At 44.3% G+C, this 24272-nt stretch carries 18 protein-coding genes; 3 read left to right on the top strand and 15 right to left on the bottom strand.

Features of this window, described 5'->3' with window-relative positions; genetic code table 11:
• Nucleotides 1-7 precede the first annotated feature (7 nt).
• Entirely contained in the window at nt 8-454 is a 447-nt protein-coding gene (locus HF894_RS00955; RefSeq protein WP_021847994.1) for a MarR family winged helix-turn-helix transcriptional regulator, read from the top strand.
• Between the two features lie 186 nt (nt 455-640).
• Complete coding sequence (locus HF894_RS00950) at nt 641-796, top strand: hypothetical protein (RefSeq protein WP_204968728.1); 156 nt, start codon at nt 641-643, stop codon at nt 794-796.
• A 124-nt stretch (nt 797-920) separates the two neighbouring features.
• Here the strand turns inward: HF894_RS00950 and rprY are convergent, their stop codons facing one another.
• From rprY to HF894_RS00910, 8 genes are all read right to left on the bottom strand, one after another.
• Nucleotides 921-1622: a response regulator transcription factor RprY gene (gene rprY / locus HF894_RS00945; protein WP_021847992.1), complete on the bottom strand. Its 702-nt coding sequence runs from the start codon at nt 1620-1622 to the stop codon at nt 921-923.
• A 1-nt stretch (nt 1623) separates the two neighbouring features.
• Complete coding sequence (locus HF894_RS00940) at nt 1624-3177, bottom strand: sensor histidine kinase (RefSeq protein ID WP_021847991.1); 1554 nt, start codon at nt 3175-3177, stop codon at nt 1624-1626.
• Nucleotides 3178-3454: 277 nt separating this feature from the next.
• A complete protein-coding gene (locus tag HF894_RS00935; RefSeq protein WP_075317582.1) occupies nt 3455-5611 on the bottom strand; it encodes an elongation factor G in 2157 nt (718 codons plus the stop codon).
• A gap of 202 nt (nt 5612-5813) precedes the next feature.
• Entirely contained in the window at nt 5814-8909 is a 3096-nt protein-coding gene (locus HF894_RS00930; RefSeq protein WP_204970776.1) for a glycoside hydrolase family 2 TIM barrel-domain containing protein, read from the bottom strand.
• A gap of 118 nt (nt 8910-9027) precedes the next feature.
• The gene (locus HF894_RS00925; protein ID WP_075317584.1) at nt 9028-10965 is read right to left on the bottom strand and encodes an alpha-L-arabinofuranosidase C-terminal domain-containing protein; all 1938 of its coding nucleotides are present in this window, start codon (nt 10963-10965) and stop codon (nt 9028-9030) included.
• Between the two features lie 12 nt (nt 10966-10977).
• Entirely contained in the window at nt 10978-12993 is a 2016-nt protein-coding gene (locus HF894_RS00920; protein ID WP_204970775.1) for a glycoside hydrolase family 127 protein, read from the bottom strand.
• A gap of 40 nt (nt 12994-13033) precedes the next feature.
• The gene (locus tag HF894_RS00915; protein ID WP_204970774.1) at nt 13034-15553 is read right to left on the bottom strand and encodes an alpha-L-arabinofuranosidase C-terminal domain-containing protein; all 2520 of its coding nucleotides are present in this window, start codon (nt 15551-15553) and stop codon (nt 13034-13036) included.
• Nucleotides 15554-15599: 46 nt separating this feature from the next.
• The gene (locus HF894_RS00910) at nt 15600-17543 is read right to left on the bottom strand and encodes a glycoside hydrolase family 97 protein (RefSeq protein ID WP_204970773.1); all 1944 of its coding nucleotides are present in this window, start codon (nt 17541-17543) and stop codon (nt 15600-15602) included.
• A gap of 270 nt (nt 17544-17813) precedes the next feature.
• Between HF894_RS00910 and hemW the strand changes: the two genes are divergently transcribed.
• A complete protein-coding gene (gene hemW, locus HF894_RS00905) occupies nt 17814-18947 on the top strand; it encodes a radical SAM family heme chaperone HemW (protein WP_204970772.1) in 1134 nt (377 codons plus the stop codon).
• 120 nt (nt 18948-19067) lie between these two features.
• On the opposite strand, the gene HF894_RS00900 is transcribed toward hemW, so the two are convergent.
• From HF894_RS00900 to HF894_RS00870, 7 genes are all read right to left on the bottom strand, one after another.
• The gene (locus HF894_RS00900) at nt 19068-20036 is read right to left on the bottom strand and encodes a permease (protein WP_204970771.1); all 969 of its coding nucleotides are present in this window, start codon (nt 20034-20036) and stop codon (nt 19068-19070) included.
• 107 nt (nt 20037-20143) lie between these two features.
• Nucleotides 20144-20377, bottom strand: a complete 234-nt coding sequence (locus tag HF894_RS00895; RefSeq protein ID WP_204970770.1) for a thioredoxin family protein — start codon at nt 20375-20377, stop codon at nt 20144-20146.
• A 21-nt stretch (nt 20378-20398) separates the two neighbouring features.
• Complete coding sequence (locus HF894_RS00890) at nt 20399-21106, bottom strand: aromatic aminobenezylarsenical efflux permease ArsG family transporter (RefSeq protein ID WP_204970769.1); 708 nt, start codon at nt 21104-21106, stop codon at nt 20399-20401.
• Nucleotides 21107-21118: 12 nt separating this feature from the next.
• Nucleotides 21119-21565, bottom strand: coding sequence for a nitrophenyl compound nitroreductase subunit ArsF family protein (locus HF894_RS00885; RefSeq protein WP_204968693.1), 447 nt, complete (start codon nt 21563-21565; stop codon nt 21119-21121).
• A gap of 61 nt (nt 21566-21626) precedes the next feature.
• Nucleotides 21627-21950 carry an ArsR/SmtB family transcription factor gene (locus HF894_RS00880; RefSeq protein WP_204970768.1) on the bottom strand — a complete coding sequence of 108 codons (324 nt, stop codon included), beginning with the start codon at nt 21948-21950 and terminating at the stop codon, nt 21627-21629.
• Nucleotides 21951-22144: 194 nt separating this feature from the next.
• Entirely contained in the window at nt 22145-22705 is a 561-nt protein-coding gene (locus HF894_RS00875) for an alpha-L-fucosidase (RefSeq protein ID WP_204970767.1), read from the bottom strand.
• Nucleotides 22668-23852: an alpha-L-fucosidase gene (locus HF894_RS00870; RefSeq protein WP_204970766.1), complete on the bottom strand. Its 1185-nt coding sequence runs from the start codon at nt 23850-23852 to the stop codon at nt 22668-22670. Before HF894_RS00870 ends, HF894_RS00875 begins: the two co-directional genes overlap by 38 nt.
• Nucleotides 23853-24272: the final 420 nt, after the last annotated feature.

The raw sequence follows: 24272 nt of genomic DNA, 5'->3' as shown, positions 1-24272 counted from the left end.
ATATTTCATGATAGAACAGTTCAATTTTGACATGAGGCTGATTTTTGCCATCCTGAACGGAAAGGTATCGGCAGCCATCAACCGGAAACTCTCACGTAACTTCCGACAAAACGGAATGGAAATCACACCCGAACAATGGACCGTACTCATCTTTTTGTGGGAAAAAGACGGAGTGACGCAACAGGAACTGTGCAACGCCACCTTTAAGGACAAGCCTAGTATGACCCGACTGATAGACAACATGGAACGACAGCATCTGGTAGTGCGCATATCGGACAAGAAAGATCGCCGCACCAATCAGATACATTTAACCAAAGACGGAAGAGAACTGGAAACCAAAGCGCGTCGCGTGGCTAATCAAACCTTGAAAGAAGCCCTGAAAGGAGTAAAGCTGGAAGAACTGAGTGTAGGACAAGAATTACTAAAAAAGATCTTCTTCAATATCAAAGACTGAAAGGGGCGATTCACAGCCCTTCAAACATCACAGAAAAGGGGAAAAAACAAATGAAATTGGACCATTAACAGTTTTTTTGCACAAATAATTTCGCTTGTTAAAGAATTATGCTTTTCTTTGTGACTGAATTGCATGAATATAATAATCTATTAAAAATACACACAAATGAAAGGCTTATTGAAAAACTTGGGATTGATATTAATCCTGGTGGGAGCAATCATTCTAGTAGCATGCTCCTTCACTGGTAATGTTAACAACAATTCTATCTTGGGAGGTGCAGCAGCCGTTATCGTTATCGGCTTGATTACCTACATCGCTATCAACAAGAGAATTGCCGATTAATTCAAAATTCAGACAAAAAATATAAAAGGACGATTGCCAAGCAATCGTCCTTTTATATTTTATATCTATTCTGTCGCTTACTCCAAAGGACAAGCGACAGAATAGCAACTCTAAAATAGAGAAGTCAATTTTCCGGTTCGGGAGTAATCAGTTTGTAGCCCTTGCCATGAATATTTATGATTTCAATAGAATCATCTTCTTTCAGATGCTTGCGCAGCTTCGTTATGTACACGTCCATACTGCGGGCATTGAAATAATTGTCATCAATCCAAATCGTCTTCAAAGCAAAGTCGCGCTGAAGAATCTCATTAGCATGTGCACAGAGCAAGCCTAACAGTTCAGACTCCTTCGTCGTCAGCTTCGTCTGCTTTTCAGCCGTAGAAAGGATTTGTTTCTGAGTATCGAATGTAAACTTACCGATCTTATAAATGTTACTTTCTTTGTTTTTCTTACCACGTACACGACGCAAAATTGCCTCGATTCTGAAAGTAAGCTCTTCCATACTGAAAGGTTTGGTAATATAATCGTCGGCACCAATCTTGAAACCTTCCAGAATATCATCCTTCAATGTCTTTGCCGTTAAGAATATAATGGGGATTTCAGCATTGGCCGCACGCACTTCTTGCGCCAGTGTAAAACCATCCTTCTTCGGCATCATAACATCGAATACACATAAGTCATATTTATTTTTCAAAAAGGCTTTATACCCGGCCTCTCCATCGGGAAACAGGTCGGCAGCATAGCCCTTGGCCTGCAAGTATTCTCTCAGCAACATACCGAGATTTTCATCATCCTCGCACAATAAAATTCGCAATTTCTCGTCCATATCAATCAGTTTTTAATAAAGGTAATGCAATAATAAATTTAGTTCCCACGTTAAGTTCGCTTTCAGCCCGGATGGTTCCCTTATGGTCCATAATTATTTTTTTCACATAAGCCAACCCCAATCCAAAGCCCTTTACATCGTGCAGATTACCCGTATGCACGCGATAGAACTTCTCGAATATTTTCTTCAAATTCTCCTTCTTGATACCGATACCATTGTCTTGTACCGAAATCATCAGTTTACCGGATTCATTCCATGTCCTTACCATCAAATGCAAGTCTACATCAGGACGTTTGTACTTCACTGCATTATCCATCAAGTTGAAAATCACATTCGTAATATGCATCTCGTCCACAAAGACATGCGCTTCTGCAGCTTCCAGTTCCGTATCAATCTTTCCATTATAACGCTCCACTTTCAGAGCAAAGGTATGAACAACCCCCTTGATCAGCTCGTTAGCATCTACATCTTTAGGCTTCAGCGTTGCCTTTTGTCTGTCGAACATCGACATCTGCAACACCTTTTCTACCTGAAACCTCAACCGCTTCGTCTCATCATTAATCACTCCCGAGATATGCTGGAACATGGCAGGAGACTTACCTACAGCCGGATCGTTCAACATCTGGGCAGCCAACGAAATTGTAGAAATCGGCGTTTTGAACTCATGGGTCATATTATTGATAAAATCGTTCTTCATTTCTGTCAGTTTCTTCTGACGGAATACGATATAAATCGTAAATATGAATGTAATGAGTAGTACAAAAGTAAAAATCATCGAAGGTATCATAAAGCTGACCGAATCGAAGATATAGTCCTTCTTTCCAGGAAAATGAACCTTCACAATACTCATCCGTGCCGGCGGATCGTTCAAGAACAGCGGCTGTGCATAAGAACTCTCACTTCCCTCATCGCTGTAGTCCGAACAACGATACACTTCCCGACCGTCACGATCAATCACCTTAAAATGATAGTCAAAATCTCCAATACCATTATCAATCAATCCAGACTTAATGTATTGATCCAGATTTTTAAAATTGACTCTTTCTTCTATAGGCTTATCGCTGGCATGATAAAGCATATTGAAAACCACATCATCTACCAAAGCACGCTGATACAAATAACGGTTCTTAATCATATCAGCCAACGAACGAGACGTCTGAGGAATGGTCTTCGCACCATGTTTGCGCGAAATCATAGCTCGCGGTAACTCGGATGGTTGGTTGGAGAACGTCTTCAACTCGACCGAAGAACGTATTGTCCCGTCAGGAGAAGTCATCATAAACCGATGAGTCTGCACCATTCCATTTCCGTTCGTACCCTGCGCCTGTTCCCAAGCTTTCTTTTCTGCTTCCGAAATGTCCTCCCGTAGCCAACGAGCCACCTCGGCAGATTCAACATCCTTGGAAGCAGCCATCAAAGCACGTTTCACAGATTCGTCAAACTGCTCATTACGCATCTTTACCATTTCCTCAATGTAACTGATCTGTAGATACAACAAGCTGAGGAAGGAAAGCCCCATTACAACACCTAATATCCAAATCGTAGACTTTTTCATAGCCACAAAATTAACAGTCCCTAATTAACACTCCTAACCCATTAACCAGTTTTAACCCGTATGAAATAACAAATTAACCGATTGAAGCTATTTAGGTTCCATTATCGGAACTATAACAAAACAAGGTCCTGCCTTGTTTGCAAAATTAATAAAAAATTAATAATGACAGCCATTTCCATCAAACTTATTAATGAGAAAGCAATAAAAAACCGCCTTTCTTTCGTTAAAAAGATTGGCGGTTTTAACAATTATAAAAAACAGATGAAATGAAGTTGCGTTATTCTTCAGCCTGTTTGGCTTCAAATTCCTTAATCAACTTATCCTGAACATCACCCGGAACAAGTTCATAACTTGCAAATTTCATAATAAACGATGCACGGCCTCCCGTCAAAGAACTCAATGCCGTCGAATAAGAAGACATTTCTTTCAAAGGAACCTTGGCAATCAGTTTTTCGTAACCGGCTTCACTGCTCATACCCATAATCATAGCACGACGTCCTTGCAGATCACTCATCACATCACCCATCTTATCAGAAGGAACAAAAACTTCTACATCATAAATAGGTTCCAAAATCTTCGGCCCTGCATTCTTAAATGCTTCGCTAAAGGCATTTCGTCCGGCAAGCATAAAGGAAATTTCATTAGAATCTACGGGGTGCATCTTACCGTCATAAACAATAACACGTACATCACGGGCATACGAACCGGTAAGAGGTCCCTGTTCCATACGAGACATCACACCTTTCAAGATAGCAGGCATGAAACGAGCATCAATGGCTCCACCAACCACACAGTTGACAAACACCAGCTTACCGCCCCATTCCAAAGGAATTTCTTCCGTGCCCTTTACATTCATTTTAAATTCCTGTCCATTGAATTTATAGGTATCAGGAGCCGGCATCCCTTCGTAATAAGGCTCCACAATCAGATGAACCTCACCAAACTGTCCTGCACCACCCGACTGTTTCTTATGGCGGTAGTCAGCACGGGCAGCCTTGGTAATAGTTTCACGATAAGGAATACGAGGCTCTTCAAACTTAATCTGAAGTTTTTCGTTGTTCTCTAAACGCCATTTCAATGTACGCAAATGGAATTCACCCTGTCCATGAACAATAGTTTGACGCAATTCTTTTGACTGATCGATGATCCACGTTGGATCTTCTTCGTGCATACGATTCAAGATGGCCATCATCTTTTCCGTATCGGCTTCGTTTACAGGTTTGATGGCACGTGAATATTTTGAGTTCGGATATTTTATAAAATTGAAGCGGTTTTCAGCTCCCTTACCATTCAACGTATTACCGGTATGAACATCTTTCAACTTCACAGTACAGCCAATATCACCAGCCACCATTTCTTCTACCTTGATACGGTTGGCTCCCGCACAAGCATAAATCTGAGCAATGCGTTCCTTGGAACCACGATCGGCATTCGCAAAATCATCACCTTCGTGCACTTTGCCACTCATCACCTTAAAGTACTGCACATCACCAATGTGCGGTTCAACAGCAGTCTTAAAGAAATAAAGAGAAGCAGGACCATCTGCATCTGGCTTAACCACTTCACCACGTGTATTATGTACAGGAGGCATTTCATCAACAAAAGGCACAACATTACCTAAAAATTCCATCAGACGACGAACACCCATATCCTTACCTGCACACACACAAAATACCGGGAACATACCACGACACGCCAAACCTTTACGGATACCTTCACGCATTTCGTCTTCGGTCAATGACTCTTGTTCAAAGAATTTCTCCATCAGCCCTTCATCGTGTTCAGCAGCAGCCTCAACCAAAGCCTTATGCCATTCGGTTGCTTTTTCCATCTCTTCAGCAGGAATATCTTCAATAGTAGGCGCACCTCCCTCGGGTCCCCATGAATATTTCTTCATCAGCAGCACATCGATCAATGAATTGAAGTTTGGACCTGTAGCCAACGGATATTGTACCGGAACAACTTTTGAGCCATAAATCGCCTTCAACTGCTCAAGTATCATATCGTAATCGCACTTCTCATTATCAAGCTGATTCACCAGGAAGATAACCGGTTTACCCAATTTTTCAGTATAACGGAAATGATTTTGGGTACCTACTTCAGGACCATATTGCCCATTCAACAACAAGACAGCAGTATCTGTTACATTGAGCGCCGTCATAGCTGCACCTACGAAGTCGTCACTTCCCGGACAGTCGATAATATTCAATTTCTTGCCATTCCACTCTACATGGAAAACGGTGGAAAACACAGAATAGCCATATTCCTGCTCCACCGGAAAGTAATCGCTGACTGTATTCTTGGCGGTAATTCTTCCGCGACGTTTTATAATACCACTCTCATAGAGCAGCGCTTCTGTGAGAGTGGTTTTACCCGAGCCGTCATTGCCAAGAAGAGCAATGTTTTTGATTTCATTCGTCTGATATACTTTCATGATATATAAGATTTAATGTGAATACTCAGCATGCATGTGCACGCCCTTATTTTTTGTGAGGCGCAAATTAGAAATTAATTACAGAAAAAACAACGAAGTTTAGAATGTTACTAAACTATGTTGTGCAGCATACACACTAAAAAAGCCGGATATCAAGTATAAATATCCGGCTTTTTAGTTCTATCAGTAAGTTAAAAAATCATCATTTCATAGAGACGCTGTGGCATATTGGAGTCAGAATGAATGAGAATTCATAATTACCATAAGGTATCTGATACTGTGGCAAAGGCCACGCTCCCCAACTGTTTACACAGCCAAGTCCCATCTGTACCTTGTCAATACACAGATTAGTCAAATCAGCCTTCTCCACTTCAGGTGAATGGCGCTGGTCTTTATCCCAACCATCATCCAAAGACTCAATAGTGTAGTGCAGAGCCGAAGCTGAGAAAGGAGCCTCAGCAACAATCTTCAAGCCACAATTAGCTGCATTCAGCTGTTTCCACCAACGAATGTCGGTTTTTGTACCAGTTTCCTGCGGACGAATATAGGAATAGAACTGATCATCCACGCTCTGACGATACAATCCCAAATCAGCAGAATGGTTACGGTCTATGTAGTTTTCTATCGGACCACGGCCATAATATTCAATCGTTTCAAATGACTTGGGCATCTGCAACTGCATACCGAAACGGAACATCGGAGCCACTTTGGCCTGCGCATCGGCAGTCATTTTCTGAGTAACCTTCACAGCTCCCTTATTATTGATAACATAGGTCAGATTCAACTTAGCAGAAACATTTCTCATTTCATACTCTGCATTTACAACAACCTGTCCATCATTCATATTCCACTCAAAAGACGTAAGGTTCAGACCAGGATCCTTCCAAACGGCAAACTTCCGCTGCAGACCTGCCCCCATATCATTATCGGTTGGTGCACGCCAGAAATTGGGTGTCAGCTGTGTTCCTTCTTTCATCATCTCCGTACCTGCAACCTCATATCGTGAAAGATAACCTGTATGCTTATTGAACTCCAGACTGAAATTCTCGCCCTCTACAACCAAGTAGTTCCAATCGTTGTCTTTCACTTGGGGAACAACTACGGCGACATTAGCTTCTTCTACATTCTTCAAATTCATATCGGGAGCTTTATATGGATTCAGCACCAATTGATCTTTTGCTACCACGTGACCAGCTGGCAACAATCCTTCACGGTTCTTCAAACGATATGAAACATTGAGTACCCATTCCTTACATTCACAAACACGCCCCAGATCCAATTTAACCTTCGCAGTTTGCTGGGGAGCTACATTCAGATTTTCGACTCTTCCACTACGAATAGCTTCGCCATTGGCAAGCACAGTCCATTCCATATAATAAGCAGATAAATCGCGGAAGAAGTTTTCATTGTACACATTCAGTTCGCCTTGAGCTAAATTAGCTGGAGTAGTCCAAATGTTCTGATAGAAATAACCAACTTCGTACATGTGAGGATTGGGAACACGATCCGGACTGATTAGACCATTATCACAGAAGTTGTTGTCAGAAGCATCATAACGATTAAAATCACCACCATACGCATAGATGCTGACACCATCTTTACCGGTCCAATGTACAGACTGATCTACAAAATCCCAAATAAAACCGCCCTGCAAAGCTGGATACTTACGAATCAAATCCCAATATTCTTTAAAACCTCCCTGAGAGTTACCCATCGCATGGGCATATTCGCACTGAATCAGCGGTTTCTTGATATCTTTAGTGCGAGCGTATTTCTCCATATGGTTATAATCGGCATACATAGGACAATATACATCTGTAAACTCATTACCATGAGCTTGCTCATACTGGACAGGACGGCTCGAATCTTCAGCTTTCACCCAATTGTAAGCGGCCTCAAAGTTCGGTCCAAAACCAGCCTCATTACCCAATGACCAGAATATGATACTGGGGTGATTGAATCCACGCTGCACGTTACGCTGGTTACGTTCCAGATGTGCCTTCTTATAATCGGCACGTTTAGCCAAGGTTTCATCACCATAACCCATACCGTGGGATTCTACATTTGCCTCAGCAATAACATAAATACCATACTTATCACACAAATCATACCACAGATTGGCATCTGGATAGTGGCAAGTACGTACAGCATTAATATTAAACTTCTTCATAATCTGGATATCCTGCAACATGCGTTCGGGAGATACAACGTAACCACCGTCCGGATCCAGTTCATGACGGTTGGCTCCCTTGAAGAGTACAGCCTTGCCGTTCACTAATATCTGTCCGTTTTTTTGTTCTATTTTACGGAAACCAACCTTAACAGGTATCACTTCTGTACTGCCCTGCATAGAAGCACGTAAGGTATAGAGATAAGGAGATTCTGCACTCCACTTGAACGGATTCTCGACATTCATCACTACAGAACCATTACCTTTAGCCATAGCTGTAGCCACTTGCTTACCAGCCGCATCCAACAATTCCAGATTAACAGTACCTACACCTTTCAAGGTTAAAGCTATGTTCAATGAGCCATTCTTATAATCAGCATCCAAATCAGGCGTTACGCGGATATCCTCAATACGCTTCTTATCGCGTGCATAAAAGTAACAATCACGACCAACCCCACTGAAACGGAAAAAGTCCTGATCTTCTAAATAAGTTCCATCACACCAACGGAACACCTGAAAAGCAATAAGATTCTTCTGCCCAGGCTTCAAAAAAGAAGTCAGATTGAACTCAGCTTCCAGCTTACTATCCTCACTGTAACCTACATATTTCCCATTTACCCACAAATACATGTTCGATGTCACCGAACCAAAATGAGCAATGATATCTTTTCCTTTCCACGAAGCCGGAATAACAAACTCCCGACGATAAGAACCAACATGATTATTCTCCGTTGGTACCTGAGGAGGATTATTTTTGAACTGATTACGCCATGCATAACCTGTATTTACATAGATAGGATCACCATATCCATTCAATTCCCATACAGCCGGCACTTGTATATTGTCCCAACCCAAGTCGTTATAACCTACTTTCCAAAAATCAGTAGGACGAGAATCAGCATCCTTCACCCAGAAAAATTTCCAGGAGCCATTCATGGACATGTAATTAGAAGACTGTTCTTTTTTACCCACCGTAGCAGCATCGCCCGACTCATAGGCAAAATAATTAGTGTGCATGGGAGCACGATTAACGGCATTCACTTCCGGATCTTGCCATTCCTTGAAAGACTGTGCGCTCCCACCTATAGACAAAGCAGCAAACAGCCCTGTGATAAGTTGTTTCTTCATGATACAAATAGTTTTATAAATATAGCGGCATGAAGAGTAACTTTTTCAACATGCCGCTACAAAGATAGGAGAAATGAAAATATAATCAGATGAAATATATTTCAAATATGATACAAAATTAATTCAATTGCAGGCGATATACCCCAAATGAACGTGCAGGAAGTTGTATATTCATCGATTGGCCTTTCACTTGAACTGGACGAACACGAGGAACCAAAATTTCCTGTTCCAGCGAATTTACAGTTTTCCAATCATCATTTTGCAAGTAAATGCAACTGCCCGATACAAGTTGACGTTTTTTCAATCCATTAAAATCAATCTTCACATCAGAAGGTTTTGCACCAACGTTCACCAGTTTCAAAATAATTTCTCCTGTAGGTGCATCTAAGGCAGCCGTTGCATACAAGCTGTCCTGTCCGGCTACCGGTTCTCCATCCATCTGCAGGCGAAGCACATCTGTTCCGGCATTCATACCATACATCTGCTGAACATAATAATTAGGTGTACGCATCATACGCAAATTATCATACCAAATCAGATCTGGATTCCATTGCCAAGCATCTACGTGAGCAAACAAAGGAGCATAGGTTGCCAGATGTACGACATCGGCATTACGTTCTAATCCTGTCATGAAAGCAGCCTCAGACAAAGCTGCAAACAAGTTGTTAGCTTTTCCGGTCGGGTGATCATGTGCAGCATATTCACCGGCAAATACTTTTGGTCCTTTACGGTCGTAACTGTCGTAGCGTTTAGCATTCTCCAAAAACCATTTGGGTTCCATGTAATAATGTTCATCCACTAAATCCACTCCTACCCGCTTCATTTCAGGCCATAAATAGTCAAACTTATCCCCTGAAGCGCTAGGTCCGGACGATCCGATCACCTTGATATTCGGATATTTCTCACGAATAGCCTTGGTAAACACTTCCAGACGTTCCACATACACTTTATCCCACTGCTCGTTACCCACAGCAATCATTTTTAAATTAAACGGTTCGGGATGTCCCATTTCTGAACGTACCTTACCCCAAGTCGTATTCACATCACCATTGGCAAATTCTATCAGATCGAGAGCGTCCTGTACATAAGGATCTAGCTCGTCCAAAGGAACGATCTCATTGCTTTCGTACTGGCATGAAAGTCCACAGCTAATCACCGGCAAAGGTTCTGCACCGATATCTTCGCTTAACAAGAAATATTCATAAAAACCTAAACCTAAACTCTGGAAATAGTCAGGAAAGGCTTTATGCTTAAAAGTATAGTTCCAACGATTTTCATTCAAAGGACGATTTTCTACTGGACCAACTGAATTTTTCCACTGATAACGTGTAGCCAAGCTGTTCCCTTCGATAATACAACCTCCTGGGAAACGGAAAACACCGGGATTCAAATCATACAAGGCTTGTGCAAGATCGGCACGCAATCCGTTTTCCCGTCCTTTCCATGTTTTAACAGGGAACAAAGAAATATGATCCATATCCACCGTTCCTTTTGTCAGCAACACGATGCGTAACCGTGCATGGGCATCTGTAAACGGAGACTTCAAAATAACCGTCTGCTTCTTCCATTCATTACCTTTTATCTCGATTTCTTTCTTCAAAGGATTGGAACCGTCTGCACGAACCAACTCGATTGAAAGCTTCATGGAACCAGCATCAAGCGTACGGGTATACACAGAAAAACGATATTCTTCTCCTTGTTTCAAACCAATACCTGTAAATCCTTCATTATCGAGACCCGCACGTAACAAACGTCCGTCATTCACAACACGCACATAATGTGGATTACGATCAAAGCAGGGATTCTCACTTTGGATTGTCACATTACCAAAAGGAACCCATCCTACAAAAGGTTGAGGAAACTCAAACGAACGATTTTTCACCAATTCAGCATATAAGCCACCATCCGCACCAAAATTGATATCTTCAAAGAAAATGCCATACATCGTAGGCTGTATCTTGGCTGTCGGCTTTGCAACATCGACAGTCATCACATGTTGTTGTGCTTGCAGGCCCATCGCAAGAGACAAGGCCAAAATTGTCGTTATTTTCTTCATATATAAATATATTTAATGATTAAAAAATCCATTATCTTCCTGTTCTACCACCTTCTGTGGCTGCGCCGACGAAGCGCCAACTTCAATAGGAAGCCATACTTCCATATCTCCTTCTCCCCGATGTGCCCATGCATAATAAGGAATCAGAGTCAATTTGACATCTTTCACAACCAACCTACCTGCTGCATCATAACTGAGAGCTTGCGCATCGGTGGTAATCTCACAAATACCATACAACAGATCCGGATTGTTTACCACTTGAAAAGAAGGATGCTGATTTAGCAGGATATTATGCACATTAAAATCATTGTCCGGCCATTCTGCACAATACACAATCGGGCCACATTCTACAGCTACCCGTCCACGATCAGCCGCAACTTTTTCATTAGCTCTGACAACACGAGGTTGCATATCAAAATGTACTTCTACCACATCTCCTTTTTTCCATTTGCGTTCAATCTGCAAATAGCCTTTCTGAAGTTCCCCTTCTACAGCTTCTCCATTGACCGTTACCGTATAGCCAAGCTTTTGTTCGTCATCATAACGATATAAATCTCCCGGAAGCACTTCATTGCGTACCCAACCCGGTATACGAAGATTCATCGTAAACGGTAGCGTTCCCTTCACCACCCGGATACGGATATCACCGTTCCAAGGATAAGATGTTTCCTGCTCAAGCACAATCTTCTTGTTATTAACCTTCAATTCACCACGATTGCCCATATAAAGATTAACGTACACGTGATCATCCTTTACGGCATAGACATATCCAGGTAAGGATGGTATGAAACGACTGATATTACTAGGGCAGCAAGCGCATCCAAACCAAGGTTTACGGCTATAACCACCTGCCGAAGCCAACGGATTAGGATAGAAGAACGAACCGCCATCCAAAGAGACCCCAGAAATTAAACCATTGTATAATGTACGCTCCAATACATCGAAATATTTGGCATCACCGTGTAATAAAAACAGGCGGTAATTGACATACACATTACCAATGGCTGCACATGTTTCATTATAGGCCGAAAGATTTGGGAGTTCATAATTATCACCAAAGGCTTCACCGGCATGACGTGAACCAATTCCTCCTGTAATGTAAATTTTCTTATTAACAATGTTTTCCCAAATCTTATCCACAGCTTTAATGTAAGAGGAATCGCCTATAATGGCAGCTACATCCGCCATGCCTGCATACATGTAAGTAGCACGTACTGCATGACCTACAGCCTCATCCTGTTCCAATACAGGCTTATGAGCCTGGCTATAGGCATCCTTACGACTCGTATAGCCACGTGCATCCAAGAAAAACTTTGCTTGGTCAAGATATTTACGGTCGCCAGTCACAAGGTAAAAGCGTACTAAGGCCATTTCGGCTATCTGATGCCCCGGGACTAATTTCTTCTGATCCGGCCCGTTGCCAATAGCCTTACAGACACAGTCGGCATACTTAATGGCAATATCCAAGAAATTACGTTTGCCGGTAGCCTGATAATGAGCTACAGCACCTTCCACCATATGTCCCAAGTTATAGAACTCATGGCTGAGTTCCTCTACCTTTGTCCAACGTTCCGGGCCAGCCCAGTCATGGGGATGTTTCGGATTCATGGTACGGGCAGTATATAGATACCCGTCGGGCTCCTGAGCAGCAGCTACAATCTGTAGAACACTGTCAATATATTTCTCCAGTTTCTTGTCCGGATAGGTTTGCAAGAGGTAGCTAGCACCTTCAATCGTCTTATAAACATCCGTATCATCAAACGAGAAACCTTCTACTTTATATTCATCACTGGGATGGGCCGCTCTTACAAAATTCTCATAACGTCCTGTTTCCTCACATTTACTGAAAGCCAGCGGAATAGTCACTTCGCGACTGGCTTTGAGGCGCTGTCCCCAGAAGCTATCGGTCACTTTAACCGAAGTAAAGGGAACCGGATCAATGGGATAGCCGGAATGTAAAGTTTCTTTCTGTGCGGCCAGACTGCCCACTAGTAGGACAGCTACAGCCAATAAACATGTTCTTTTCATGGTTAACTATTAATCAGTCGTACAAATATAAAAAATTATCTCATTTATCCATTTTTTGTCCGATACGGATTACAGTAAAAGAATAAGAAGGTAGTGTATAATCAAAACCATGTTCCTGCACTTCAAAATCCTCTGTTATCGGAGTTACATCTTCATCTTTCGGATTTCCAGCCAAAACAATCTTCTGTGCCGTAGGATTCACAAGCGTGACACCTTCCAATTCTATCTTGGAAGAAACTTCAACCGGCAGCATATTCACCAGCTTTACAATGTAGTCACCAGTCATCGGGTCCTTTACGACCGACACACCAACCCGTTTCTTTACCGCATCCAATCCATTATCCAACGTAATCGTAGAAGCAAAATATTCATTGCCAGCATTCTGACCATACATTTGCTGCGTGTAATAGTCGACCGTCGGTTTCACTTCCTTATTATTGAAATAAATCAAGTCAGGACGCCACTGAGTATACCCTTCCTTAGCTAATAACGGTGCGTAAGAAGTCATGGCCACCACATCGGCATTACGTTCCACTGCCGTCAGATATAACGCTTCAGCAAGAGCCGTTTCCAGATTACTGGGACGCCCCGGTAAGTGAGCCGCATATTCGCCCAAATAAACCTTCGACTTGTTGCGGTCATAACGGTCGTAATAGTCCTGATTGTGGATAAACCAACCCGGAGCCACATAATAATGCTCGTCCACCATCGGTACATCCAAGCGTGTAGCCAGTTTCCATCCTTCGTCATAATCGGTTCCTTCATAGAAAGGTCCAACCGTACCAATGACCGTCACCTCAGGATATTTTTCGCGAACGGCTTTATAAATCATCGTAAAACGTTCTTCGAATACCTCGGTGATCAGATCCTCATTACCGATGCCAATGTATTTTAAGTTGAAAGATTTGGGATGTCCAGCTTCTGCACGTTTCCTACCCCACTCTGTCTTACGGGCATCCCCGTTGGCGTATTCTATCAAGTCGAGCACATCTTGGATATAAGCAGGCATTTCTTCCATCGGAATTCCTCCCTGCTGTCCTTTGCAACCTATTTCATCCTTGGAATGATGACTGCACGTACCGGAATTCTGACATGGTACACCCGCCGCCAATACTGGTACAGGCTCCGCACCTATATCCTCACAGAACTGGAAATACTCAAAGTAACCCAAACCTCGTGTCTGATGATACCCCCACAAGTTGCGCAAAGGTTTTCGGGCCTCCAAAGGGCCAATGGAACCTTTCCAGTCGTAAATATTGTCTACGCCGTCGCCATGAGCTACACATCCGCCCGGAAAACGGACAAAACGAGGATGAAGATCGGCCAACGCCTGAGCCAAATCAGCACGTAATCCATTCTTACGACCTTTAAATGTGTTCTGCGGAAAGAGTGAAACCAAGTCGAAATGATATGTGCCGGTTCCTGCCGGTTGGAGAGAAAGTTTGGCAGCCTGTACGTCTTCCTGTGCGGTCAGCACTGCTTTGAGTTGCTTCCAATCTTTTGAAGAAACCTTTACCGATGCCTTTGCCACTTCGTTTCCTTCCTGATCGAGCAGACTGATTATGACTTTTCCTCCTTTACTTTCACTGGCAATGCGAGCAAAACAGGCGAAATCATACTTTTCACCTTTCTTCAACGTTATTCCATCATAACCATCGTTCTGCAAGGCCGCCCCTACCTGCCGTACATCCAGTACGGCATAATGGGGATTGTTTTCATGAATCGGACGTTCGGTTGCAATCGTTAAAGTGCCTTGCCCACCTTTCACACTCCAAGCATAGTTGCTGTCCCAACCTTGACGCGAACCGTCTTTCGATGAATATTCAAAATCACGGTTCTGCACCAATTCGGCATACAGCCCACCATCGGCCGCATAGTTGATATCCTCAAAAAAGATGCCTATCAGGTGGTCACTGATACTTTTTCCTTGAGAAACATCCACCTGAATGGTCGCCTTCAACGGTTTCAATCCTGCAAAACGTATAGGATCCTCTTCTGTACGTTCGTCATACAATCGCTGGCGATATTTTTTATGATCAGCATAACGAATCAACTGCTCTATCGTTTTATAAGAAACTCGCTGTATCCAACCACTTTCCTGTTGCCCATCCAAAAGGACACTTGTTTCCTCAGTGGGATAAGCTGATTTCAATTCATACTTACTCAGTTCTTCTTCCGTAAAATAACTTTGCGCCCCCCACTTCAGCAAATCAGGCGAATCAGCATGGGCTAAGACCTTCCCACTACGAGTGGCCGTCCAAATACAATGCCATAAACCATCGGAAGTATTCTGCATCAAGTGAGGAAAGAACATTTTCTTTTCACTTCCCCAAGGGCCAAAATCACATTTTACATAGTCGTAACCGTCTGCCACAGAAAGCCAGCGCCTTCCATCAGGACTCCAGGCAAATCTTAATCCACTCTGTCCATCGACACGCGCATATGAGAACAAATAAACAGAATCAGGTTCGTTTGCCACCTTGTTGATTCCGGCCTGTATGGGGAAAACGGCAGCCAACAGCAAGCCGACCGTAATCCCCAATTTCAAAAGTGTTTTCATGATACCTATATATAATATGTTTGTGTGTCAAAAGTTAGTTAGGCTCTCATTTTACCCACACAGCTCCCCCCAAAGGCTGTACGGTCAACTGAAATTCTCCTTTTTCCTTTATCTTTTGTGTTTTCAATTGTGGTTGCATCTTTTTATCGTCCGTATAGGCAGATACCGTAGAACCACTCAGTTCAGGAAACGAGAATTTCAACTTCAAAGGTTCTTCCATTGCGTTGATAGCAGCCAAATACCACTTATCGCCATGACGTCGTGCCAATACGATATACTTACCTGGATAACCTTCTATAAAACGAGTTTCATCCCACGTAGTAGGTATCTGTTTCATGAAGTCCAGACAAATCTGAGGAGCATCCGTCAGATTGTTGGGAGCCAACGCAAAATTCTGAATGGGATTTTGGAAAAGTACTGCCGTAGCCAATTGGAAGACATCCGATGTCTTTCGGATACTGCCACCATCATTTCCTCTGTTCAAACGCTTATTCAGGAAAGTTCCTCCAAACTCCATGCATCCCACCGTATTGCGGATGAACGGATGCAGACAGGCATTGAACGCCTCGTTATCACAGAAATGTTGTTGGAAGATCAAGTTTTCAGAAGCCAGAACAGCCTCACTACCTACATAGTTGGGATACATCCGCTCCCAACCACGTGGCAGGGTACAGCCGTGGAAGATAACCATCAGACCATGGTCATCGGCATCGCTCAACACATCTTCGTAAAGACGCATCGTTTCCTGCTTATCGCCTCCCCAGAAATCAACCTTGATACCCTTCACGCCCAACTTCTGCATCCAGCGCATCTCTTGCTTGCGAATGATCGCATTATCCATCTTGTTTGTCGGGCTCTGAGTAATGTCGTTCCAATAGCCACTGGAACTATACCACAGGAAAACATCTACTTTTTTGCTTTGTGCATAGGCAATGAGCTGTTCCATACGCTCGTAGCCAATATTTTTGTCCCACCAGGCGTCAATCAATACATATTCATAGCCCATTTCAGCAGCCAAATCAATGAAACGTACCTGATCGTCATAGTTGATACTATTGTCCTGCCACAAAATCCAACTCCATGTACTACGACCGAAGCGATAGTCATGTTTCGTTTCATAACGCGGTGTCACAACATCCCAAGCTACAGTTGTCTCCACAATGGGTTTCAACGTAGCGCCTACCGTCAGTGTCCGCCAGGGCGTACTGCCTGGCAGGGAAAAAGCCGGTTCTACCGTTCCGTTGCCGTTGTTCTCTTCGGGCATGGGGAAAGCTATCCGATAAAGACCGTTGTTGGCATCGCTCAAGTGCGAGCCGCAATAACGGCTGTCCACTCCCGTCTCACTGACCAGTACCCAGCCATCGTCGCCCACGCGGAAAAGGCAGGGGAATGTATAGCCATGTCCATACTGCGAACGCTCATTCATTGGAGCGTCTGCCTTGTATTCTTCTTCATAACTGGGTTTGGTCCGTTTCCAACCAATCATGGCATCGCTCTGCGGACAAAGGAAAGTTGTAGTCTGCTGGGGGAAGTGAAAACCTGTCGATTCTTCCATCACCCGCACACTACCCGTCTCGCCCTGTCGGGGCAAAGTATAACGAAAAGCAATATCATTGCAACTGATACGGAAAGTAACCGACAGAGACTGTCCTTGCGCGTTTGACAGATGACATACCAATTCATTGGCCTGATAATGTACCTGCGAAGTCTTGATACGTGTCAGTTGATAAGTCGTATCTATCTGCGCCGTTTCGTGTTTCACCAGCTTCAAGCCACTTGAGAAGTCACCGACATTCGTCTTCATGCCCAAGGGGGAAGCGTCGACCATCTGCTTGCCATCGTAAGTTACCGAATAGGACACACCTGTCTCTCCTTCGTTAACCACCTTCAACCGCAATCGTCCGTCAGGACCGGTCATCTCTACATTTTGTGCCATCGAAGCCATTGCCATAACCAACAAGGCTAAAGTCGTTTTCAGTTTCTTTTTCATGGTTCTTTCTTTATGTTTAATTCATAAGGTTATCAGAGCTACTGCATAGCAGTTTTCTTCATGTATCTTCCATACAATCTTTGTCATACGACTTATTAAGTGTCAAAAATACACATTTAAAAGTTTACATACAAACATATCCCCTCAAAAAAGACAAATTCCTCACAAAAAAGCAGAACTTCCATCTAATTACCCCCAATATTTCAGCTAGACAAAGAAGAAATGCCAAAACAGTTTCTTACTTTTGCAACATTAAAAAAGAAAACATCCATGGCAGGCATCTATATACACATCCCTTTTTGTAAGACACGATGCATCTATTGTGACTTCTACTCTACCACGCGCAGCGACCTGAAACGGCGCTACATCAATGCCTTGTGCGAGGAACTCACCATGCGTCGCGACTACCTGAAAAACGAAGCTGTCCGTACCATCTATTTTGGCGGCGGCACACCCTCGCAACTCGAAGAAGAAGATTTCCGCCAAGTCTTCGATGCCCTGTCCGCCCTCTACGATCTCAACGCCTGTGAAGAAATTACCCTCGAAGCCAACCCTGACGACCTGACCGAGGACTACGTGGCCATGCTCCGCCGTCTGCCTTTCAACCGCATCAGTATGGGCATCCAGACCTTCGACGACGCCACCCTCCGCCTGCTGAACCGACGGCACAACGCACTCCAAGCCATTGAGGCCGTCGACCGCTGCCGTCGGCATGGTTTCCACAACATCAGCATCGACCTTATCTACGGCCTGCCTGGCGAGACGGACGAGCGTTGGAAGTGCGACCTCCATCAGGCCATCGCCCTCGACGTAGAGCATATCTCAGCCTACCACCTAACGTACGAAGAGGGTACCCCCCTCCACCAGATGCTCCAAGCCCATCGGGTCAACGAGGTAGACGAAGATAGCAGCGTACGTTTCTTCACCACGCTGATGGATACCCTCTCGGCCGCAGGGTACGAACACTACGAGATTTCCAATTTCTGCAAGCCCGGCTTTCACTCACGCCATAATACATCCTACTGGCAAGGTATCCCTTACCTGGGCTGTGGTCCGTCTGCCCATTCGTTCGACATGCACAGTAGGGAATGGAATATTCCCTCACTGGAGAAATATATTTCCGCAATTGAAGAAAAAAACAGGCTCTATGAAAAAGAGGAACTTAGCCTGACGACCCGCTACAACGAATACATCATGACCTCCCTGCGTACCCGTCGTGGCATTGACCTGCCGACACTCAAAAAACGTTTCGGCCAGGAGCTTTCCGACTATTGCACCTCCATGGCCGTCCCTTACCTGAAGAGCAACAAGCTAGAGCAGCAGGACAACCATCTGCAGCTCACCCGCGAAGGAATCTTTGTATCCGACGGCATTATCAGTGACCTGATGTTTGTGGAAGAGTAAGCGCCATATTAACAGCTAGCAACAAAGCATTGCTTTAAGCTGAATAAAGCAATGCTTTGTCCTGTCTAAAACAATGCTTTATCCAGCTCAAACAAATGGTCCAAATAAAAAGTCAAGGAATTACAAAATGAAATTGAACAGATAGCCGGACAAAATAATAAAGAAGGCCACGGTACCGAAGAAGATACCTATCAGCCGCCAAGTCATCACTTTCTTGAGCAGGGTAGCTTCGGGCAAGGACAACCCCACCACGGCCATCATGAAAGCGATGGCGGTACCCAAAGGAATACCTTTGGCCACAAATACCTCGATGACAGGCACAATACCGGCCGCATTGGCATACATAGGCACGGCAAGAAGAACTGAAAGGGGCACGGCAAACCAGTTGTCTTTCGACATGTACTGTTCAAAGAAGCCTTCGGGCACAAAGCCGTGCATGAAGGCACCGATACCGATACCTATCAGAATATAGACAAGCACACCGCTGACTATCCGCCAGGCGTCGCGGATGATGGCGGGAAGCCGTTTGACAAAAGGAATATGGTCTTTCTCCCATGCTTCTGTCTGGACAGACGACTGGGCCTGAATCTGCTTCACCCAATCACTGAGATAAGGTGCAAGACGCATCCGTCCAAGCACAATGCCTCCAATCACTCCCAGCAGGATGCCGCTAACGACATAAACCACCGTCACTTTCAATCCGAAAGAACCGAGGAACATGGCAACAGCCACTTCGTTGACCAGCGGCGACGTAATCAGAAAAGCAAAGGTCACTCCCAACGGAATGCCTCCCTTCACAAAACCGATGAACAACGGGATGGAAGAACACGAACAGAACGGAGTGATGGCTCCGAAGACAGAAGCCAACAGGTACTGCAGGCCATACATCTTATGGGTAGCCAGATAGGTACGTAACCGCTCTATTGGGAAATAGGCATTGACAATCCCCATCAGCACACTAATGAAAAACAATAGGATAAGAATCTTGATGGTGTCGTAAAAGAAAAAGTTTACGGCCACTCCCAACGATGTGTCGGCACTCAGGCCGAACAGTCCGTAAACAAGCCAATCTGCAAAATCTTGTATCATTCTTTTTTAGATTAATTCGTTTAAATACGAACAAACATACTACCATAAAGGCGGCAGGAGCCTTCACACGGTCGTTTCTGCCGCCTATCATCAAATAGCTTCGTGTATCAGATGCCCAACAGCTGCTTTACGTCGTTTTCGGTAGGAACCTTCCCTTTCATCTTCACCACTTCGTCCACCACTACGGCAGGAGTAGTCATGATGTTATAGTTCATCATTTCCATGATGTCGTCCACCTTGGTCAGCTTCACATCCAGATTGTTCTCCTTGATTACTTTCTCAATAACATTGTAGGTTGTCTTACATTTGGCACAACCTGGGCCTAATACTTTAATTTCCATATCTGTAATATTTTAAATGTGTTACATATACATCATCCAACTATAATAAATGCCTATGGCGATAAACAGCACCCCGACAAACAGGTTCATCCATCGCTGTACTGTGCGCATCCTGCCATAGAAACAGCCTATCTGTTGTACACTGAATGCCAGTATCCAGGCCACTACAAGTACCGGCAGGGCCGTGGCTATGGCGAACACGGCAGGCAGCAGATAACCGGCTGTAGTGGTAGCCGACAGAGGTATCAGCATACCGAAATAGAACACACCGCTCGTGGGGCAGAAAGCCAACGCAAAAAGTATGCCTATCAGCAGAGCTCCCCACCCTCCTTTCCTTGCAAGCCCCTCGGCGTTTCCCTTGAACCCGAATTGGGGAAGGTTCAGCCTGTCACCGAAAAGCATAAAGAGGCCGATAACAAATAAAGCAGGCCCCAATACCCGTTCGCCCCACGTACCGATAGTTTTCTGTATGCCAAACATACTCGAACCTTCCTTCAATATCAGGATCAATACAAATCCGAGCAGGGTATAGGCAAGGATACGCCCCAAGGTATAAAGCAGGCCGTTTCGAAAAACACGTTTTCTGTCCTCCATCTCCTTTCCGATAAACCCGATGGCTGCAATATTGGTAGCCAGTGGGCAAGGCGAAAGGGCCGTCAGCAATCCGAGGAGAAAAGCCGTCAGTACGGGTGTGGAACTGTTGTCCAGTAATGTCTGCAATCCATCCATAGCTACCGTTGTTTATTCCAGCATTTCACGAACGGTCTTCACCACTCCGGCCTTGAATACTTCCGGCGACTTGCGGGCATTGCCGAAAGCAAATTCCGTCAGGTTCTCTACGGTCTCCACCCCGTCTTTGTGTTTCACGACAAACAGCGACGACCACGTCACTTCATATTTCTCGGCTACGGCTTCGTTCTCTTCACGACTGATGTCTATCGTGCGAAACTTCACTTCTCCTTTCCGGACGGCATCGGCCAAATCTTTCTCCATCACTTCTTGCGTGCCTTTCTCGATGGCTATACAAGTAGCACAACGCTGCTTGCCGTGAAAATAGAGCACTTCCACTCCGTCGCTCACTGCTACTTCCTCCTGCGCATCAGCAACAGAACTCTCTTTCCTGGTATTGCCTCCACAAGCTGCCAGCAACAAGCCCAAACACAAACACAAAAAACAAATCTTTTTCATCTTTATTATTTCAGTTATTAGTATTTCGTCAAACTACGAACATTCAAGGTAAAAAAAGAGCTTACCCGCAGCAGCTCCCTTTTTTACAAACAGCCTGACCAAAGAAGTCAGCAAACATTCTCCGAGCCAGTTCCCAATTTTCTTTATTGATACAATATCTCACCTTTGGCGCCTCTATTTCTCCCTGAATCAATCCGGCATCCTTCAGTTCCTTCAAGTGCTGAGAGACTGTAGCCTTGGCTATGGGTAACTCTTCATGGATATCGCCAAAATAACAGGACTCCTGTGCCAGCAGGAATTGTAATATGGTCATCCGGGCCGGATGTCCCATGGCTTTGGCAAAGCGGGCCATTCTTTCCTGTTCTTCCGAATATTTCTTGTTCATCGTTTACCTTTTCTATTTGTTATTCGCAAAACAACAAACAATATTCCAAATAAACAAAGAAATCATTTCTTTTTTCAGATTTCTTAATAATATTAGGGCACGAAGTATGCAAGATTTCACAGAAGTTCTCTTTCTGTAATATCTGTATAATCCGTGCCTCAAAGCTCATCAATCTTTTACTCCGAAAAGAATGATCATTCGCAAACAATTCGGAATCCTACTGCAGTCTTTAAATCAACGGAGTCGGGATAGACAATCTCCAATCCATCTGCATTCTGTTTCCAGTCTACCGACTGCTCCGTCCCCATCAGCTCCACAGAACGAATCTTTTTATCGAACAACCCTTTGTTCGTGCCTAACGATACAATCGTCAGCTTGTCGCCCGCCTTGGGAACCGTCATACACCAAGCATAAAGTGTACCGTCTTTACCCACTGTAAAACGGAAATCGGTATTGTAAAACACGTGGTCAGCCTGCCATTGGCCTATACGACCTCCTGGTAAAGTATTCAGTTTACCATCTTTGCCCTCGCCCAACACTTTCCATGCCGAACTGCCATAAATACCGTCTCCATTAACGCGCATCCATTCACCCACTTCATGAAGCATTTCATGGCAGGCCTCATCCATCGAACCGTCGGGACGTAACGGAATACTCAATCCGAACGAACCATCACGGGCCACAATTTCAAGCAGATAGCGTATGACAGCGTCCGAGCTATATACAAAGTTCGGCCCGTAGAACCAATCGCACACAGGTGTTGACCGTACCGTTGGTCGTCTTTCTGAACTTGACGATGCTGAATACATCCACTTCTCCTCTGTCAGCCAATGTCCGATTGTAGAAATCGGCTATCACACGCTGCATGGCATCGCACTTGTATCCGGTACCCGTACCCGAACCACTGAAAGGCTGCTGGTCGGTACCGTCGGTATAGATAAAGTCCGGCTGATACTTGTCCACCGCATCCATCATACGCAAGGCCCACCACTTGGCATACCACTTGGCAAATTCCAGATGGCCGCTGAAGATACCCGGCTTCGGAGGAGACCACAATGTATTGGCTGCCTCGGCCACCGACTCATATTCCCTCAGATTGACGCCATACAGATATCGTGGGTCGAGCCCTTCCCACCATTTACCTTTTCCGTCTTCCAGTGTCAGATTTCCATCGTAAGGAATACCGGCCTTATCGCCTTGGGTGTCACTCTGAAAAGCCGTTTGCCACCACCACCAGGAATACTCATGATGGAACGTAATACCGAAACGGATACCGGCTTCCCGCGAAGCTTTTTCCCATTCACCGAGGAAATCGCGTTTAGGACCGAGACGGGTCGAATTCCATGCCTGATATTTAGAGTCCCACATATCGAACTGATCATGATGTACTCCTTGTATAATCAAGAAACGTGCTCCGGCGTCCTTATAGATATCCACCAAAGCTTTTGGACTGAATTTCGCAGGATTCCAGTCGCGCAACACTTCCTTATAACCAACCTCCGACGGATGACCATACTTCTTCAAATGGTTTTCATATGCAGAGGTCCCTTCCACATAAAGTTTGCGGGCATACCAGTCGCCACTCTCGCCAGCTGCCTGCGGTCCAAAGTGCACCCAAATACCAAACTTCGAATCACGCAACCAAGCTGGAGTACCCGGATAATTGGCCTCTATCGAATTCCAAGTCGGTTCATACGGTCCCGAAGCGATGGGCAGATCCAACTTCACTTCTTCAAATGTGTCCCCATCCCCCATCGGTACCGAATTTTCGGGTAAAGGGGCATGAACCGACGGCATCGGCTCCAGTTCATAATCGACGCCGAAAACACCGGATTGTTTCTGGGTACAAGAACAGAAACATACACTCAGCATAACAGTAGTCATTAATAAATTTCTATTCATGGTTTTATTCTATATAAAAACAGTCTATTCAAACTTATACAAACTTTCAGCCGTAACAAATCTATTTAACAAAACAAAAATAGCCAATAAAACAATATCGACATGTTAAAATGACATAATGATGTAGCAGCTTTAAAGCCGAAGACAATGAACACTGCCGTGAAACTTTATCTTTCAACCTACATCTCTTTCTTGCAACAGATTACACTACCAATGAAGGATTGGAAGCAGATTTGGACAATCCATTACTCACCACCTATATTGCATTCCTAAACACCTACTTTAGCTCACTAAACATGAACTTGACGGACGTAACTACGGACTTAGGAAATGCAAAGAGAGACTTGAAGGTAATTTTGTCATTCTCCAGATTTGTTCTATCTTTGAGTCCGAAAAAAGGAAACACTTCCACTAACAAAC

Origin of the sequence: Caecibacteroides pullorum, assembly GCF_019239235.1 — a bacterium.
Lineage (GTDB): Bacteria > Bacteroidota > Bacteroidia > Bacteroidales > Bacteroidaceae > Bacteroides > Bacteroides pullorum.
This window is presented reverse-complemented; position numbering and strand designations above follow the sequence as displayed.

What these genes read in the sequence shown, in the direction of transcription:
- HF894_RS00870 (WP_204970766.1), bottom strand. Translation starts at nt 23,852, where the DNA reads ATGAATAGAAATTTATTAATGACTACTGTTATGCTGAGTGTATGTTTC.
- HF894_RS00925 (WP_075317584.1), bottom strand. Translation starts at nt 10,965, where the DNA reads ATGAAGAAAATAACGACAATTTTGGCCTTGTCTCTTGCGATGGGCCTG.
- HF894_RS00890 (WP_204970769.1), bottom strand. Translation starts at nt 21,106, where the DNA reads ATGGATGGATTGCAGACATTACTGGACAACAGTTCCACACCCGTACTG.
- HF894_RS00915 (WP_204970774.1), bottom strand. Translation starts at nt 15,553, where the DNA reads ATGAAAACACTTTTGAAATTGGGGATTACGGTCGGCTTGCTGTTGGCT.
- HF894_RS00910 (WP_204970773.1), bottom strand. Translation starts at nt 17,543, where the DNA reads ATGAAAAAGAAACTGAAAACGACTTTAGCCTTGTTGGTTATGGCAATG.
- hemW (WP_204970772.1), top strand. Translation starts at nt 17,814, where the DNA reads ATGGCAGGCATCTATATACACATCCCTTTTTGTAAGACACGATGCATC.
- HF894_RS00920 (WP_204970775.1), bottom strand. Translation starts at nt 12,993, where the DNA reads ATGAAAAGAACATGTTTATTGGCTGTAGCTGTCCTACTAGTGGGCAGT.
- HF894_RS00885 (WP_204968693.1), bottom strand. Translation starts at nt 21,565, where the DNA reads ATGAAAAAGATTTGTTTTTTGTGTTTGTGTTTGGGCTTGTTGCTGGCA.
- HF894_RS00880 (WP_204970768.1), bottom strand. Translation starts at nt 21,950, where the DNA reads ATGAACAAGAAATATTCGGAAGAACAGGAAAGAATGGCCCGCTTTGCC.
- HF894_RS00955 (WP_021847994.1), top strand. Translation starts at nt 8, where the DNA reads ATGATAGAACAGTTCAATTTTGACATGAGGCTGATTTTTGCCATCCTG.
- HF894_RS00930 (WP_204970776.1), bottom strand. Translation starts at nt 8,909, where the DNA reads ATGAAGAAACAACTTATCACAGGGCTGTTTGCTGCTTTGTCTATAGGT.
- HF894_RS00935 (WP_075317582.1), bottom strand. Translation starts at nt 5,611, where the DNA reads ATGAAAGTATATCAGACGAATGAAATCAAAAACATTGCTCTTCTTGGC.
- HF894_RS00940 (WP_021847991.1), bottom strand. Translation starts at nt 3,177, where the DNA reads ATGAAAAAGTCTACGATTTGGATATTAGGTGTTGTAATGGGGCTTTCC.
- rprY (WP_021847992.1), bottom strand. Translation starts at nt 1,622, where the DNA reads ATGGACGAGAAATTGCGAATTTTATTGTGCGAGGATGATGAAAATCTC.
- HF894_RS00895 (WP_204970770.1), bottom strand. Translation starts at nt 20,377, where the DNA reads ATGGAAATTAAAGTATTAGGCCCAGGTTGTGCCAAATGTAAGACAACC.
- HF894_RS00900 (WP_204970771.1), bottom strand. Translation starts at nt 20,036, where the DNA reads ATGATACAAGATTTTGCAGATTGGCTTGTTTACGGACTGTTCGGCCTG.